Here is a 16,231-nt window from a genome sequence, read left to right on the forward strand (position 1 = left end):
GGGTGGGGTGGGGAAGACCGCGCTGGCGATCGAGTACCTGCACCGCTACGCAGCCGCGTTCGACCGGGTGGGCTGGGTGCCGGCGGAGAACCCCGACCTGCTCGGCAGCCATCTCGCCGACCTGGCCCCGGCCGTCGGCCTGCCGCGGGATACCGACCCGGCGGCGGTGGTCGCCGCGTGGGTGCGTCTGCCGCGGTCGCTGCTGGTGTTCGACAACGCCGACGACCCGACGACCCTCGAACAAAAGCTACGGTTCGCACCGGGGCCGGGCCGGCTGCTGGTGACCTCCCGCCGCACCGGCTGGCGCCGCCTCGGCCTGGTGCTGGACATCCCGATGCTGCCCCACGCCGAGGCGATGGCGATGCTCACCGGCCGTTTCCCGGACTTGGACGTGGCGGTCGCGGACCGGATCTGCGCGCTGCTGGGGGATCTGCCGCTGGCGGTGGAGCAGGCCGCCGGCTACCTCGACCAGACCGGCATGCCCGCGGCCGAGTACGCCGATCTGCTGGCGGAGCGGTTGGAGGACATGCTCGTCCGCGGGTCGGCGCCGGATCCGGTGGTGCGGGCGGAACGCACGGTTGCGACCCTGTGGGAACTGTCGATCGACAAGCTGCGGGAGACGCGGCCGGCGGCGGTGGCTCTGTTGGAGTTGTGGGCGTTCTGCGCCCCGGAGGCGATCCCGCTGGAACTGTTCACCACCACCCCGGACGCGCTCGGCCCCCGGGGACTGTTACGGGCCGCGACCGTCGACCGACTGGCGTGGGCGGAAACAGTGGGGGCGCTGGTCGGCTACCACCTGGCCGCCCGCGCGGGCGACACGGCCAGCGTGCATCGACTGATCCAGGCCGCCACCCGCGCCGCCCTGCCCACCGCGGAACGGACGGAGCGGGTCACAGCGCTGGTCGGGCTGTGCACCGCCGTCCTGCCCGAGGAAATCAGAAACAACCCGGCGGTGTGGCCGCGGTGGCAGCGGGCCCTGCCACACGTGCGCGCGGTTCTCGACCGGGCCGACGGCCTCAACCCGCCCCCGGATGGGCTGACCCGGTTGTACAACCGCGCCGCCAGCTACCTCGTCGAGCACGGCCAGCCCGGGCAGGCTATGGCCCTGCTCCAGCGTGCCCTGACCCTCGACGAGCGCCTCCTCGGTCCGGATCATCCCGACACCCTGACCTCCCGGAACAACCTCGCCTATGCCTACGAGTCGGCGGGGCGGGCGGCGGAGGCGATCGACCTATACGAGCGGACGCTGCCCGACATGCTGCGAATACTTGGTCCGGATCATCCCGACACCCTGACCTCCCGGAACAACCTCGTCCACGCTTACTGGTCGGCGGGGCGAGTGAAGGATGCGGTCAGCCTGTTTGAGCAGACCCTGGCCGATGCCCTACGGGTCCTCGACACCGATCACCCCGTGTGACCGTGATCAGGGGCAACCTTGTCGCTGTCAGGAACACCGTGACGGCAGACGCGGACGCCTCATGACGTCGCGGGATATCCGCGAGTTGTGTGGTGCTCTGATGACCGTGCGCGCTCCGGGGAACGGGTAATTCGTTATACGTGGCGGCCCGCTCGATGAGGTGAACGTGCGGACGGCCATCTGATCGTGTCCACAGACATGATAACGATCATGAATGCCGATGGCGGGATGGTGTTCCGCGTCGCGTCCGCGCGTGCCGCGTCCACGCGTGCGGGTCGCTGCCCGAGAACACGCTGATGCCGTCGCGTCCCCCTCGCATCCGTCGGATCCGGTATCCGAAAGCCCGGATCGGCCGCACCGACTCGACGGGCACCCCGCGTCCGCCGGAAAGCCGGGGCAGCTCAGGTGCCCCGCGCGCAGAAACATAGGACAGGTCGTCCTCGGCCCAGTGGGTGGGGGGGCCGCCTTCGGCTGGTCGGGTCAGGCGCCGACGGAGCCCGGCTGGTTTGTGGTGGGGCCGTTGGGTTCGGCGTAGTCGATGCGGAGCAGGCGGTCCGCCGTGTAGACGGCTGAGGTGACGCTGGCGAGTGCGCACTGGCGGCGGTCCGGGCGGTGCCAGAGTTTGTGGCCCTCCAGTGCGCGCCGGGCCGTCCACACCGGCAGCTGGTGGCTGACGAGCACCACCTCGCGGCCGGGGAAGGCGTCCCGCCACTCGGCCACGGCGGCGAGCATGCGTCCGGCGATCTCGGTGTAGGGCTCGCCCCAGGACGGCCGGAACGGATTGATCAGCACCCGCCACATCCGCGGGTAGCGGAGCAGGGCCGGGCCGGCTTCGAACGGCTTGCCCTCGAAGACGTTGCGGCTTTCGATCAGGCGGGGGTCGATCTCCACGCCGATGCCGAGGGCCTGCGCGAGGGGGGCCGCGGTCTGCCGGGCCCGTTCGAGCGGGCTCGCCACGACCGCGGCGATGTCACGCCCGGCCAGGAACTCCGCGGTGACCTTCGCCTGCCGCTGCCCCGCCTCGGACAGGACGAACCCGGGCAGCCGGCCGTAGAGAACCTTCTCCGGGTTGAACACCTCACCGTGGCGTACCAGGTGGACGGTGGTCAGCCCACCCGACGCGGACCGTCCCGGCGAGGCTGGTTCCGGCGAGGCTGGTCCCGACAGGAAGGAGCCTGGCGAGGACGGTTCCGGCGAGGACGGTTCCGGCGCTGGGGACAGGGGCCCGTCGACGGGGTCGGACGCGCCGGGCCGTGCGGATGTCATGGACGCTTCCCTCCAGCGCTCGTGGCCGGGACCGGTTCGGGCACGCCGGCGGCTGCCCGGGCCGCCGTCGGCGCGGCGGCCGCGATCCGTTCGACGGCCTCGTCATCATGCGCCGCCGAGACGAACCACGCCTCGTAGGCGGATGGTGGCAGATACACCCCGACGTCCAGCATGGCATGGAAAAACGCGGCGTACCGGGCGCTGGACTGCGTCCGCGCTCCAGCGTAGTCGACCACCGACGGCCCGTCGGTGAAGAAGAAGCTGAACAGTGAGCCGGCGCTGCTGGGCAGGTGCGGCACGCCCTGCTCGGTCAGCGCCGTCGAGATGATGCCGGCGACGTCGCCGGCGCGGGCGTCCACCGTGGCGTACACCTCGGACGTGCAGGCACGCAGGGTGGCCAGGCCGGCGGCGACCGCCAGCGGGTTGCCCGACAGCGTCCCGGCCTGGTAGACGGGGCCGACGGGCGCGAGGTGGGACATCACCTCGGCACGCCCGCCGAAGGCCGCCGCCGGCAGCCCACCGCCCATCACCTTGCCGAAGGTGAACAGGTCCGGGGCCCACCCCTCGACGGCGCCCTCCACCCCCCACCAGCCGGCCGGGCCGATCCGGAAGCCGGTCATGACCTCGTCCAGGACGAGCAGGGCACCGTGGACGTCGCACAGCCGCCGCAGCCCGGCGTTGAAACCCGGCAGCGGGGGGACGACGCCCATGTTCGCCGCGGCGGCCTCGGTGATGACGGCGGCGATCTGCCCGGGATGTTCGGCGAAGGCCTCGTCCACGGCGGTCAGGTCGTTGTAGGGCAGGACGATCGTGTCCGCCGCGGTGGCCGCGGTCACTCCCGGCGTGTCCGGCAGGCCGAGGGTGGCCACCCCCGAGCCGGCGGCGGCGAGCAGCGCGTCGACGTGACCGTGGTAGCAGCCGGCGAACTTTATGATTTTCGACCGTCCGGTGACGCCGCGGGCGAGCCGCAGCGCGCTCATGGTGGCCTCGGTCCCGGAGTTGACCAGCCGGACCTGCTCGATCGGCCCCACCCGGGAGACGATCTCCTCGGCCAATTCGACCTCGCCCGGGCTCGGCGTGCCGTAGCTCGTGCCCCGCGACGCGGCCACCCGCAGCGCCTCGACCACCGCCGGGTGGGCGTGCCCCAGGATCATCGGGCCCCAGGAGCAGACCAGGTCGACGTATCGGTGGCCGTCCGCGTCGGTGAGGTAGGCACCGTCCCCGGACACCATGAACCGTGGTGTGCCGCCAACCGCCCGGAACGCCCGAACCGGTGAGTTCACCCCACCGGGGATGATCCGCTGAGCTCGACGGAACAACTCCTCGGAGGCAGCGGCCCCGGACACGACTGACATGCCCCGATCCTCGCAGGTCAGCGCCGCCCCCCGCTGGCCCTGGTCCCCATCCCGGTTCCACCACCGGGGACGCCTGCGGCCGACCGCCGAGGAGCCGGGCCGGCGCGGTACAGGGGACGCCGGCCCCGGGGCCGCCGGTGGGCGGGGATGACCCAGCCGCCCACCGGCGTCCGTGACGCGGCACGCCCACCGGCCGCGCGCCTCATGCCGGCCGGCCGGCGCATCCGTGCCGCCAAGAAGCCAACAGGCCGACGCGGCCACACCGGTGAGAAGCCAGCGGCCACACCGGTGAGAAGCCAACAGACCGACGTATCCGCGCCGGCGCATGACCGACGGCCAGCGCGGACACGCTGAGAAATGGCCGACAGGCCGGCACACTCCACGTCGGCGGCGGCCAGCAGGCCGGTGGGCGGCTGACAGGCCGGCGCGGGGCGCGCCGCCGAGGGCCAGGGCCGATCCGAGGCCGATCCGAGGCCGAGAATGGTCAGGGGGCCAAGGAGTCAGGGGGCCAGAGGCCGGCACGGGTGCGCCGCCGAGCCCACCCGTGCCGGAGGTGTCACGACGCACTTCCGAGCATGACGCAGCGGGTCACGCAGCGCTCGTCGAGCGTCCGGCCCGGGGCATCCGCAATGGTCGGACCGCTGACGTCCCCGTCCACCAGACCCGTCCGCCAAGCCCGTCCACCGAACACGTCCGCCGAATCTGTCCGCCAAGCTCGTCTATAGAATCCGTCCGTCGGATCCGGTGTGGGACGACCGGGAATATCAGGACCTCCCGCGGCACCGGGCAGGAATTCCATCATGTCCTGGCTTCGCCGCGTCCTGGTTCCGTCATGTCCGGTGAATATCTCGCGAATCAGGACAGCGCTGTCGGCTCCGCCAGCCGCCCGGCCGGATTGACAGGCCGGCTTTTGTAACCGGACACTCGCAGTCGAGTAATCGGGGGCGGAGAACAGCACGGACGGAGAACGGTACGGACATGGCCCGTCGACGGATGGCAAACATGCTGGCCCTTGCTGTGCTCGGAATTCTCAACGAACGGCCCATGCACCCGTACGAGATGTCGACAACCATGCGCGAGCGGCACAAGGAAGACAGTATCAAGCTGACGTACGGCTCGCTCTACACGGTCGTGGACGCACTGGCTCACAACGGTTACATCACCGCCCGCGAAACCGTCCGTGACGGTCGACGGCCGGAACGGACCGTCTACGAGATCACGCCGGCCGGCCGGACCGAGCTCTACGACTGGATGTCCGAACTGGTCAGCACGCCGACAAAGGAGTATCTCCGCTTCGAGGCGGCGCTTTCCATGCTGGCGGTGCTCACACCGGAGGACACCGCGAGACTGCTCACCGAACGCCGCAACCGGCTCCTGCTCCAGATCGAGCACAGCCACGCGGGCGAGGCGCTGGCCGTCCGCAAGGGGCTCCCCCGGCTGTTCACCCTGGAAACCGAGTATTTCAGCGCCCTGGCCGAGGCCGAGCTGCGTTACGTGGACGAGCTCATCTCGGAGATCACCAACAGGACGTTGGACGGCATCCACATCTGGGACGCGATCCACACCCGCGGCGAGACCGATCCCGAGCGGATACGGGAGGCCGTGCTCAAGGCCCTGGAAGGCCAACGGCGACGCGACCGCGCTCCTCGCGCGCCCGGCATTCCCGCCGGGACCGGGGCTCCCGCGGAAACCGGGACTCCTGCCGGAACCAAGACTTCCGCCGGGAGCCGGATTCCGGCCGGAACCAGCATTCCCGCCGGAACCGTAATTCTCGCCGGGAGCCGGACTCATCCCGTGCCCGGAACTCCCGGCGGGCCCGCGCCGCCCGCCGGATCCGGGATTCCCGGCGGATCGGCAGAGCCCGGCCAGGAGCCGCGGAAGCAGGTATGGGAGCCGGTCCGGAAAATCCGGGAGATCCGGGAGCCAGTCCGGCAGGCTCAACGGAAACCCCCGGGCAGCGGCCCGGCGCCCTGCCCGGAAAATACCGCCGGAAAAAAAGAAGAGTAATGCGGACAAGGGGGGATCTGATGACCGCACACCCGGCTCCGGAATCCGCCGGGCAGCCACCCGGCATCGCCACCACACTACTGCCTGGAACATCCGGGACCGCCAAGCGGACCACGGCCACGAAAACAGCGGGAACAGCGGCCGCGACGACAGCCACGGCAACGGCGACAGCCACGGGAACGGCGACAGCAGCGGCGGCCACGCTGACGCGGCCTGGCGGTGCCGCCGGAACGGCCACGGACGCGGCCGTCTTCCGGAGCACCGTACACACCACGGACCCGGGCGAACATTTCACGATTCAGGCGGAAAAGCTGGTGAAAACCTACCGCGGGGGCGTGCGTGCGCTGTCCGGCCTGAGCTTCGGTGTCGCACCCGCGACAGTGTTCGGCCTGCTGGGGCCGAACGGCGCCGGCAAATCCACGACAGTGAAGATCCTGACCACGCTGTCACGCCCGGACTCGGGGACGGTCAGCGTGGCCGGGATCGACGTCCTCGCACATCCCGAGCAGGTCCGGCAGCGCATCGGCGTGGTCGCCCAGCGGTCCGGCATCGACCTGGAGGCCACCGGTCGCGAGAACCTCGCACTCGCCGCCCGCCTGCACGGCCTGCCCCGCTCCATGCTGATCGACCGGGTCACCGAGCTGCTCGACCAGTTCGAGCTGACGGCGGCCGCGGACCGGCCGGCGCGCACCTACTCCGGTGGCATGCTGCGCAAGCTCGACGTGGCGGTAGGCCTGATCCACCAGCCCAGCGTGCTCTTCCTCGACGAGCCCACCACCGGCCTGGACCCGCAGGCACGCGCCCAGATGTGGGACGAGATCGGTTCGCTCGCGGCGGACGGCCTGACGATCCTGCTCACCACGCACTACCTCGAGGAGGCGGACCGGCTCGCCTCCCTCGTGGCGATCATCGACGGCGGGCGCATCCTCGTCCAGGGCAGTCCTGACGCGCTCAAGAGCGAACTGAAAGGTGACGCCGTCCACCTTGAGCTCGCCGCCGTCCCGGCCGCCGTGGTCGTGGAGACAGTGACCGCGGCCCTCGACCAGGTCCCGGGCGTCACCGAGACCACGGTGAACGGCCGGGAGGTGCACGCCCGGGTCACCCATGGCGCTTCGTCGCTGCCTGCCGTGTTCGCGGCTCTCGACCGGGTGGACGTCGCGGTGGTCGCGGCGACGATCGCCCGGCCGTCCCTGGACGACGTCTACCTGCGTCACGTGGGCCGCCGGTTCACCGCCGACGCAGGGCCCGGAGCGGATGCCGGCCCCGTCCCGGACAGTCTCCAGGACGACAGGCCCCAGGACGGGGCTGCCCAGCCCAACGCTGTTCCGGACAAGGGGGTGGCCTGATGGCAGGCCTCACTGACACCGGCACGACCACCGACACCACCGACACCACCGACACCACCGACACGGTCGACACCACCGACACGGTCGACACCGCCGGCCCTGGCGCCAAAGCCGCCGCCCCGGCCGGCCCTGGCACCGCGATCGCCCCGGCCGGTGGCGCCGCCAGAGGTGACATCCCGACCAGTCCAGGGAGCACGACCGGCACCCCGGCCGGCGCGGCCGCACGAGCCCGCGTTCCGGCCGTCCCGGCTGCTCCGGTTGACATCACGAGGATCCCGGAGCCACAGCCGCTGCCGGCTGCCGAGCGGAGCGGGTTCACCGCCTCGGCAGCCAGCCAGCTGCGCTGGCTGACCGTCCGTCACCTGCGCGCGATGCTACGCCAGCCCGCCTACCTGGCGATCACGATCGTGCAGGCGGTGGTATGGCTGCCCCTGTTCGGATCGTTGTTCCGCCGGGTTGTGGATGTCCCCGGCTTTGGCGGCGGCTCCTATTTTGACTTTCTCACGCCCGGTGTGGTGGTGATGAGCGCGCTGTTCTCGGCGGGCTGGTCCGGGATGAACGTCATCATCGAGATCGACCGTGGTGTGACGGACCGGATGCTGACCCTGCCGGTCCGACGCGGTGCCCTGATCGGCAGCAGACTTGTCTTCCAGGTGCTGATTACCATCATCCAGTCGGTGATCATCATATTGCTCGGCTGGGCGATCGGAGCCCGCTACCACAACGGGCTGGTGGGCCCGGCCGTCCTGCTCGCCGGTGCCGCGCTGGTCGCGCTCATCGTGGCGGCCCTGTCCTACGGGCTCGCCCTGATCGTGCGCAGGGAGGAGGTGCTGATCGCGGCGGTGAACTTCTGCGTCCTGCCGCTGACGTTCCTGTCATCCGCGATCATGGCGAAGGAGCTCATGCCGGGCTGGATGCGGGTTGTCGCCTGGTTCAACCCGGTGGACTGGGCGGTGACCGCCGTCCGCGAGGCCGGGTCGGTCGACCCGGACTGGCTGTCGATCAGCCTCCACCTGCTCGGCCTCACCGCCCTGGCGGTGCTGGCTGGCAAGTTCGCCACCCGCGCCTTCGGCATCTACCACCGCTCCCTGTAGGAGCACGAAATCTCCCGGCGAAAGCATGAGAGCGAGGGATTATAATGCGGTGCTGGCGGCCGTTTTCGCGTTCGATTCCTCGGTCAGGTGAACACCGGTTCCCAATAAGGCGATACCTGCTGTGATCCGTGGCTCTTTCGCGTGCGCCGGCCCGGTGGAGCCGGCGCACGCGAAGGACTCGGTACACCCCGACCCGGCCGGCGACCGACGCTGTCCGGCCTCCGTCGTCATGGGGCGGATTCAAGCGATCTTCTGAAACCTCCTGCGAATCGTCGAGCATGCCTGTTGTTCTCTCCAGGAAAGCATCCATGGAGCTCTCCCGGACATAGCCGTCGACGCCCCTCGGCCAGAATGCACAGTATCGGAGTACCACCTCGCGGTCATCCATCCGAATATGATCACGAAAACGTCCGCCAGTGGCTCTATCGAACTCTGGAAACTCTGGAGTGTGCGTGCACTGCTTGAGGAACTTCGACTGCGCTTCCTGCTCATGCAGTGCCGGATCTCCTGAGCATTGAGCGGCGTACCACCTGTGTTAATCCGCTTGAAGATGTCGTACTTGACATCTGGTGGAGTGGTCGAATCAATGACATGGACGACGATCTGCGCATTGTTTATCCGACGCCGGAGAGCCGGTGCCAGCTCCTCGAAACGTTTCTTCTCAGCCGAACCAAGATACTCCAGATCGGTCAGCGCGAACGCCTGCTGCCGCCCCCGTACATAACTGTGCACGGCGGACAGCCGCTGTAGACCGTCGACGACGCGCATCATACCGCTGGTGTCCTCGGCAAAATAAAATGCCGGTAGCGGGATCTGCAGCAGGATCGATTCGATGAGACGCGATTTCTGGCGGGCCTTCCAGACCTTGTTCCGCTGGAAGTCGGGCGCCAGCTCCAGATCACCGTCGTCGATCAGATCGAGGATGTTGCGGAGGGAGAACTGTTTCGTACCGACCCGGATGTCATCCGGATCCCAGGGCCTGGCGATACCCGGCTGCTCGCCATCGAACTCGGCCTCGACACCGGTTGCCATGTTGTCGAAGTACTCTTCACGGACGTCGATGCCGTCCTCCGCCATGTCGACGCATCCTCCGTCCATACGGGTCCGACGCCGATCGTATGGGACATGGCAACACGGGACTCGCCCACGCCGGGTCCCGCCGGTTGGCCCGCTTCACATGGGCCGGCTACCTCAAACCGGCGCAAACGCCCGGCCGGTCAGGCTTCCTGGAGGGCGGCGCCCAGGTTGCGCAGGCCCTGCCGGTGGCTGCGGTAGGCGATCGTGTGCCCGACGGCCACGACGGCCGCGACCGGCCACTCGATGATCCCGAGCAGACCGAGCGCCACCAGACCGGCGAAGTAGCCGAGTTGCTCGGACGGCAGCAGCTCGTAGCGCCGACCGTCGATGTCGACGGTGACGACACCGTGCTGGACGGCGCGTTCGGCCGCTTCCCGGATGTTTCCCATCTTCTTGGTCGATACCGGTGTCAGAACCACGTCCGCCTCCCGCCCGGCTGTTCCGCCGCGCTGCCGTTCCGTCCCGACCGGCCCCCGCCGGTCTTTGCCGTACTGCTTCTCACGGCTTCTTCCTGCCCGGAAACACCGCGAACAGGCAGCGGAACGGACCTGCGCGGACGGACGGACAGACGCGCGGACGGGGAGCTCACACGGGGTGGATGTCGACCTTCGTCCCGTGGGCTTCGGCCAGGGCGCGCAGATCCGGTGTGTCGCTGGTCAGGATCGAACGGTCCGTCGAGGCCGCGTTCAGCACGACCGCGGCGTCGACGATGTCGCTGCTTCCCGCCCGGGCCAGCAGCGCGCCGACGGCCCGCGCGGTCTCCTCGGACAGCGGTTCGACGTCACAGCCCTTCAGCAGGCGGGACAGCAACGGCTGTGGACCGCCTCGCCATGCCTGCGCCAGCACGGGCGCGGGAATGACCGGACGGACTTCCCGTTCCAGGATTCGCCGGTGCAGCGCCCACATCGCACGATCACCGGCTTCAGCCGCCAGGAGCGCACCGGTGTCGTACGTGACCCCTCCTTCGTCCTGCGCCATCAGGGCTTCCTCCCGACTCCGAGACGGTCGAGGATCTCGTCGGCACGCCGCAGCGCATCCTCGGGGATGGGGCCGTGTTCGGCCTCGTATTCGCGGACGGCGGCGAGACCTTCCTGGATGCCGATGTGATGGTCGATCAGACGGGAGATCCAGGACGACAGGCTCACGCCCTCGGCTGCCGCCGCTGCCCGCGCGGCGGTGAGGACACGTTCGTCCAGGGAGACGGACACCTTTGCGACGGCCATGCCATCACCATAGTCGATCTGTTCGTACCATCGGTACGAACACGCGACCGGGATCTCGTGGACCGGCCGCTCCATGAGCAGGGTCACTGCGCACCTTCCTCCATACCTCGACAGATCTTGCTGTAAAGCAAGAGTACCGCCTGAAGCGGGCGGATCAGTACGTACCGCACACTGGAGACCACATACCGAGACCACAGAATCGTCAGGACGTCGGCGATGCGACAGAAGCGGCCTGCGACAACGGAGGCGACGCGGGGCAGGCGGGACCTGCGAGGGTAAACGCGGGCGGTGTGGGTCAGCGCAGGCGGTGGGCGACTTCCGTCGCCCAGTAGGTCAGGATGATGTCCGCGCCTGCCCGGCGGATGGCGGTGAGCGTCTCGGTGATGGCGCGCTCGCGGTCGATCCAGCCGCTGGCCGCCGCCGCCTCCACCATCGCGTACTCGCCCGAGACCTGGTAGGCGGCGACCGGCACGTCCACGGCGTCGGCGACCGCCCGCAGCACGTCGAGGTAGGCCAGCGCCGGCTTCACCATCACGGCGTCGGCGCCCTCGGCGAGGTCGAGGGCGACCTCACGCAGGGCCTCGCCGACGGAACGGGCCGGATCCTGCTGGTAGCCGGCGCGGTCGCCGAAGCGCGGCGCGCACTCGGCCGCGTCCCGGAACGGGCCGTAGAACGCCGACGCGTACTTCGCCGAGTAGGCGAGGACCGGGACGTGGGAGAAGCCGCCGCCGTCGAGCGCCGCCCGGATCGCGCCGACCTGCCCGTCCATCATCCCGCTCGGCGCCACCACGTGGGCGCCGGCGCGGGCCTGCGCCAGGGCGATCGACGCGTAGCGGGCCAGGGTGGCGTCGTTGTCGACCTCGCCGTCCTCGGTCAGCAGGCCGCAGTGGCCGTGGTCGGTGTACTCGTCCAGGCAGAGGTCCGTCATGATCACCATGTCGTCGCCGATCTCGGTGACCAGGTCGGCCAGGGCGAGCTGCACGATGCCGGACGGGTCGTCCGCGGCCGAGCCGCGCCCGTCCTTGTGCGCGGGCACGCCGAAAAGGATCAGGCCGCCGACGCCGGCGCGGGCCGCCTCCACCGCGGCCTTGCGCAACGACTCCCGGGTGTGCTGGACGACTCCGGGCATCGAGGCGATCGGCGCGGGGGCGTCGATGCCCTCCTTGACGAACAGCGGCAACACAAGATCCGCGGGATGCAGCCGGACGTCGGCCACCAGCCGGCGCAATGGTGCCCCGCGGCGCAGTCGACGGGGCCGGGCCAGCGGGAATCCCACGCCCCCACCGGGGGTGGCACCCAGGGCAGTGGCACCCAGGGCAGTGGCACCCAGGGCGCCAGCCCCGGGTAACGGCGGACGCGGGGCGGCCGGCCCCGCCGTGCTCGCACCGGCGGTGACGCGCGGCGGCACGCTCACCGCCGGGAACCGCGCCGGGGCTTGGGCAGCCGGGCCGCGAGCGGGCCGACCTTGCCCAGCTCCTCCCGGTGCTCGGCGGCGAAGTCGGCCAGCGCCTGCACCAGCGACGGGATCGACGCCTCGGACGCCTGGACGTCCACGCGCAGGCCCAGCTCGACCGCGGTGGCCGCGGTCTGCGGGCCGATCACCGCGATCACCGTGGTCTCGTGCGGCTTGCCGGCGATCCCGACCAGGTTGCGCACGGTCGAGGAGGAGGTGAACACCACCGCGTCCACCCGGCCGCCCTTGAGCGCCTCCCGGATCGGGGCCGGCGGCGGCGCGGCCCGCACCGTGCGGTACGCGGTGACGTCGTCGACGTTCCAGCCGCGCTCCTTCAGGCCGGCCACCAGGGTCTCGGTGGCGATGTCGGCCCGGGGCAGCAGCACCCGGTCGAGCGGGTCGAACACGTCGTCGTAGTCGGGCCAGTCGGCGAGCAGGCCCTCGCTGGACTGCTGGCCGGAGGGGACGAGGTCGGGGCGGATGCCGAAGGCGCGCAGGGCGTCCGCGGTCGCCTCGCCGATCGCGGCCACCTTGACGCCGGCGAACGCCCGCGCGTCCAGGCTGCGCTCCTCGACCTTCTCCTGGACGGCCCGGACCGCGTTGACCGAGGTGAAGGCCACCCACTGGTAGCGCCCGGACACCAGGCCGGTGATCGCGCGTTCCATGGGGGCGGCCGTCCGCGGCGGCTCCACCGCGATCGTGGGCACCTCCAGCGGGCTCGCGCCGTGCGAGCGCAGCAGATCCGACAGGATCGCCGCCTGCTCCTTCGTCCGGGGCACCAGCACCGTCCAGCCGAACAGCGCGCGCGACTCCCACCAGGACAGCTTGTTACGAGCTGTGACCGCGACCCCGATGGACATCACCACGCAGGGGGCGTTCGCGACGACGGGCGCGGCGTCGGCCTCGATCCGGTCCAGGGTGGAGGTGACCGTGCGCTGGTCGGTGGTGGTGCCGTCCACCGTCACCGACACGGGGGTGTCGCCGGCCCGGCCGTGCTCGACCAGCGCCGCCGCGACCTTGCCGACCTCGTTGGAGACCGCCGTCACCACAAGGGTGCCGGGTGCCTGGGCCAGCGCCGCCCAGTCGAGGTCCGAGCCGGAGCCGCCGACGTCCAGGCTTCCGCTCCCGGCGAGCCCGCCGAGCCCCAGCGAGGAGCCCAGCGGCGAGGCCGCGAGACCCGCGCCGAGCCCGGACCCGCCCAGCCCGGACCCGCCCAGCCCTGGGCCGCCCAGCCCGGGACCACCAAGACCGGAGCCGGAGCTGCCGAGGCTGGAGAGGCCACGTCCACCGAGGCGGCCCGCCCCGAAGGACGGGGCGCCCAGCCCCGTGGTGGGCGTCTCCGCCACCGGGGCCACGGTGGGCCGCACCCCGCTGGCGGAGAAGACCCCCTGGGTGCTCGCGAAGGTGACCGGCAGGCCGGTGGCGATCCCGGAATAGGTGGCGACCGCCGCGCCGGTCGGAATCCCCGGCACGACCCGGAAGGGAATCTTCGCCTTGGCGAGTGCCTGCGCGTCGGCGGTGCCGATTCCGGTCAGCCACGGATCCGAGGAGTACAGGCGTACGACCCGCTCACCGGCACGGGCCCGGGTGACGACGACGGTGGTCGCCGCGGTCGCGTCCAGGACTGGTTTTGCCACGTCGGTATCGCCGATCCGCAGCACCTCGCCGGGCAGCTTGGCGACAATCTCCGGGGCGACGTCCGGATCGACGATTACCGAATCGGCCCCGGCCAGCGTCTCGGCGGCGAGAACTGTCAACAAACCGGGGTCGCGTGGGCCTGCTCCAACGAGGGCGACCGGGGTCAGAGGCTTCTTTGTGCGGCGGGTGGCCATGATCAGCGATTTCCCATCAGCGTCTGTGCTCCGGCGGACAACATCGTGTCCGCGAGGCGCTCTCCCAGCGCCCCCGGGTAAGTCGGCGGACCCGGTGATCCCGCGCCGGAGAACACGCTCCCTCTCCGGCAACGCGACCACGGCCCGTGGTCGAATGGCACCGGCGCCCGATGTTCCGGTGGACGCCATCGCGACCTCGGCGAAGGCGCCGACCAGCGCACCGCGACCGGCCTCAATGGCCGCCGGGTAGGCACGCTCGGCAACAACAGCAGCCCGCGATGGTGGACCGTCCAGTACAAACCGTAGCAGCCCGCGGGGAGTTGCCTGTCGTCGGTACAGTCCGCGCGCTCGAACCTGGGCTTCGACGCGTCCTGCTCACCTACGTGTTCGACTGCCAGCGCCTCCCTCCCGTCACCTCGCCGGACCTCTGCCCGGACGTCGCCATCTTGTTGAACGCTCCCGCCCGCGACATCCCGCCCACGGGACGGGACAACTCCGGCGCCTGTCGACAGGCTCTGCCGGATCCACAGCCCCGGGCAGCTCGTACACTGCTTCGCGACGCGCCGCCGAACCCTGCCCGCTGATCCAACAGCCCGCTGATCCAATGCGTCTATCGGCGCGGCCCTTATCCGAGTATCGACGTTACCTCGTATCGGCAGGATATTCAGTCCCGGACCGGGTTTGTGCCGCTGCGTCATCCACCGGGCCACCCGTTGGGCCTCGTATTGCGGCCGCCGGACGACGCGTCCGCGCCGGCCGCGGCCGGCCGCTAGGGCACCTCCGGCAGATCGGGTAACGAGACCACCGCGGGAGTCTCCCGCGGCAGATCGAACAGCTCCCGCAACGCCTCGGCGTAGGAATCACCGCCGGGGGCGGCGGCGAGCTGCTGGACCCGCACCGTCGGCGCGTGCAGGATCTTGTCCGCCACCCGGCGCACCGCCCCCTCGACCACGGCCCAGTCGCGCGCGTCGAGGTCGGGCAGCCGGGTGTGCAGCCGCAGGAGCTCCTCCCGGACGACGGCGGCGGCCTGGGCCCGCAGCGCCACCACCGTCGGGGCGACCCGGTGCGCGCGGCGGCGGTCGAGATAGGCGCTGACCTCGGAGGCCACCAGAGTCCGCACCGACTCGACGTCGCTGACCGCCTGCTGGCCCTCAAGGGCCGTCCGCAGCGTGTCGAGATCGATAAGGGTGACGCCGGGCAGTTCGCGGACGGCCACGTCGACGTCCCGCGGGAGCGCGAGGTCGAGCAGCACCAGTGGCCGGCCGCCGCGGCGGGCCAGCGCGTCGGCCACCACGCCCCGGGTCAGGACCAGCCCGGACGCGCCGGTCGAGGAGATCACCAGGTCGGCCCGGCCCAGCTCGCCCGCCAGGTGCGTGAGCGGAATCACTTCGGCACCGTAGGTGTCGGCGATCCGGTGGGCCCGCGCCGCGGTACGGTTCGCGACGACGAGGTCGGTCGCGCCGGCCCGCCGTACGACCGCCGCGGCCAGCGCCCCCACCGCCCCCGCGCCCACAAGCAGGACGCGTCGGCCGGCCAGCGCGCCGTCGGCGGGCGTGTTGCCGGCGGGTGCGCTCCCGGGTAAGGGGTCGGCCGCGTCGGCGGGCGGCGGCCCCCACTCGGCCGCGACCAGCCGTACCCCGACGGAGACGATCGACGCCCCGGCGGTGCCGATCGCGGTTTCGCTGTGCGCCCGTTTACCGACCCGCAGGGCCGTCTGGAACAGGCCCTCGAGGGTGGCGCCGACGCTCGCCTCGGCCTGGGCCACGCGTAGGGCCGACCGGACCTGGCCGAGGATCTGCGCCTCCCCCACCAGCATGGAGTCGAGCCCGCAGACGACCGAGAACAGGTGGCCGACGGCCCGTGCCTCGTGGTGGACGTACAGGTGCGGGGCGAGATCCGCCAGCTGGGTGCCGGTGATCCGGGTGAGCTGGTCGGAGACGTCGGCGACGCCGCCGTGGAAGGTCTCCACCTCGGCGTAGATCTCGGTGCGGTTACATGTCGAGAGCACCACGCTCTCCGCGACGGATCCGGCCTGCGACAGGTCGTACAGGACCTTCGGGACGTCGTCGTCCGGCACCGCGGCCTTCTCCAGGGTGGACGTGGGCGCGCTGCGGTGGTTGAGACCGACGACCAGCAGGCTCATGACGTCTCACCCCCGGTG

13 protein-coding genes are annotated in these 16,231 nt (G+C 70.9%); 4 read left to right on the top strand and 9 right to left on the bottom strand.

Annotated elements, in window-relative coordinates; translation table 11 throughout:
• Positions 1-1,417, top strand: a 1,417-nt coding sequence (locus AC5LSR_RS17950) for a tetratricopeptide repeat protein (protein ID WP_493465345.1), incomplete at its 5' end; no start/stop codon positions are given.
• Between the two features lie 480 nt (positions 1,418-1,897).
• Here AC5LSR_RS17950 and AC5LSR_RS17955 read toward each other — a convergent pair.
• Positions 1,898-2,683, bottom strand: a complete 786-nt coding sequence (locus AC5LSR_RS17955) for a histidine phosphatase family protein (RefSeq protein WP_250285523.1) — start codon at positions 2,681-2,683, stop codon at positions 1,898-1,900.
• Positions 2,680-4,038 (bottom strand): glutamate-1-semialdehyde 2,1-aminomutase, encoded by a 1,359-nt coding sequence (gene hemL / locus AC5LSR_RS17960; protein ID WP_250285524.1) that lies wholly within the window; start codon positions 4,036-4,038, stop codon positions 2,680-2,682. The genes AC5LSR_RS17955 and hemL overlap by 4 nt, the downstream gene beginning before the upstream one ends.
• Positions 4,039-5,040: 1,002 nt before the next feature.
• Here hemL and AC5LSR_RS17965 point away from each other — a divergent pair.
• From AC5LSR_RS17965 to AC5LSR_RS17975, 3 genes are all read left to right on the top strand, one after another.
• The gene (locus AC5LSR_RS17965) at positions 5,041-6,045 is read left to right on the top strand and encodes a PadR family transcriptional regulator (protein WP_250285525.1); all 1,005 of its coding nucleotides are present in this window, start codon (positions 5,041-5,043) and stop codon (positions 6,043-6,045) included.
• 314 nt (positions 6,046-6,359) lie between these two features.
• A complete protein-coding gene (locus AC5LSR_RS17970) occupies positions 6,360-7,391 on the top strand; it encodes an ATP-binding cassette domain-containing protein (protein WP_250285526.1) in 1,032 nt (343 codons plus the stop codon).
• A complete protein-coding gene (locus AC5LSR_RS17975; protein WP_250285527.1) occupies positions 7,391-8,485 on the top strand; it encodes an ABC transporter permease in 1,095 nt (364 codons plus the stop codon). Before AC5LSR_RS17970 ends, AC5LSR_RS17975 begins: the two co-directional genes overlap by 1 nt.
• A 240-nt stretch (positions 8,486-8,725) precedes the next feature.
• Here the strand turns inward: AC5LSR_RS17975 and AC5LSR_RS17980 are convergent, their stop codons facing one another.
• The 7 genes from AC5LSR_RS17980 to AC5LSR_RS18010 form a co-directional block, all read right to left on the bottom strand.
• Positions 8,726-9,562 carry a DUF262 domain-containing protein gene (locus tag AC5LSR_RS17980; RefSeq protein WP_493468706.1) on the bottom strand — a complete coding sequence of 279 codons (837 nt, stop codon included), beginning with the start codon at positions 9,560-9,562 and terminating at the stop codon, positions 8,726-8,728.
• A gap of 140 nt (positions 9,563-9,702) precedes the next feature.
• A complete protein-coding gene (locus AC5LSR_RS17985) occupies positions 9,703-9,981 on the bottom strand; it encodes a hypothetical protein (RefSeq protein WP_250285529.1) in 279 nt (92 codons plus the stop codon).
• Between the two features lie 166 nt (positions 9,982-10,147).
• Positions 10,148-10,540, bottom strand: a complete 393-nt coding sequence (locus tag AC5LSR_RS17990) for a PIN domain-containing protein (RefSeq protein ID WP_250285530.1) — start codon at positions 10,538-10,540, stop codon at positions 10,148-10,150.
• Entirely contained in the window at positions 10,540-10,872 is a 333-nt protein-coding gene (locus AC5LSR_RS17995; protein WP_250285531.1) for a hypothetical protein, read from the bottom strand. Before AC5LSR_RS17995 ends, AC5LSR_RS17990 begins: the two co-directional genes overlap by 1 nt.
• Before the next feature lie 208 nt (positions 10,873-11,080).
• Entirely contained in the window at positions 11,081-12,085 is a 1,005-nt protein-coding gene (hemB, locus tag AC5LSR_RS18000) for a porphobilinogen synthase (RefSeq protein WP_250292597.1), read from the bottom strand.
• A gap of 110 nt (positions 12,086-12,195) precedes the next feature.
• On the bottom strand, positions 12,196-14,070 hold the full coding sequence (locus AC5LSR_RS18005; protein ID WP_250292591.1) for a bifunctional uroporphyrinogen-III C-methyltransferase/uroporphyrinogen-III synthase: 1,875 nt from the start codon (positions 14,068-14,070) through the stop codon (positions 12,196-12,198).
• 769 nt (positions 14,071-14,839) lie between these two features.
• Positions 14,840-16,213 carry a glutamyl-tRNA reductase gene (locus AC5LSR_RS18010; protein ID WP_250281999.1) on the bottom strand — a complete coding sequence of 458 codons (1,374 nt, stop codon included), beginning with the start codon at positions 16,211-16,213 and terminating at the stop codon, positions 14,840-14,842.
• Positions 16,214-16,231: the final 18 nt, after the last annotated feature.

This window comes from Protofrankia sp. CiP1_Cm_nod4, from assembly GCF_982290645.1.

Bases quoted from the DNA above. Each gene is read 5' to 3' on its own strand.
- AC5LSR_RS17955 (WP_250285523.1), bottom strand. From the start codon at position 2,683: ATGACATCCGCACGGCCCGGCGCGTCCGACCCCGTCGACGGGCCCCTG.
- hemL (WP_250285524.1), bottom strand. From the start codon at position 4,038: ATGTCAGTCGTGTCCGGGGCCGCTGCCTCCGAGGAGTTGTTCCGTCGA.
- AC5LSR_RS17965 (WP_250285525.1), top strand. From the start codon at position 5,041: ATGCTGGCCCTTGCTGTGCTCGGAATTCTCAACGAACGGCCCATGCAC.
- AC5LSR_RS17975 (WP_250285527.1), top strand. From the start codon at position 7,391: ATGGCAGGCCTCACTGACACCGGCACGACCACCGACACCACCGACACC.
- AC5LSR_RS17980 (WP_493468706.1), bottom strand. From the start codon at position 9,562: ATGGCGGAGGACGGCATCGACGTCCGTGAAGAGTACTTCGACAACATG.
- AC5LSR_RS17990 (WP_250285530.1), bottom strand. From the start codon at position 10,540: ATGGCGCAGGACGAAGGAGGGGTCACGTACGACACCGGTGCGCTCCTG.
- AC5LSR_RS18005 (WP_250292591.1), bottom strand. From the start codon at position 14,070: ATGGCCACCCGCCGCACAAAGAAGCCTCTGACCCCGGTCGCCCTCGTT.
- AC5LSR_RS18010 (WP_250281999.1), bottom strand. From the start codon at position 16,213: ATGAGCCTGCTGGTCGTCGGTCTCAACCACCGCAGCGCGCCCACGTCC.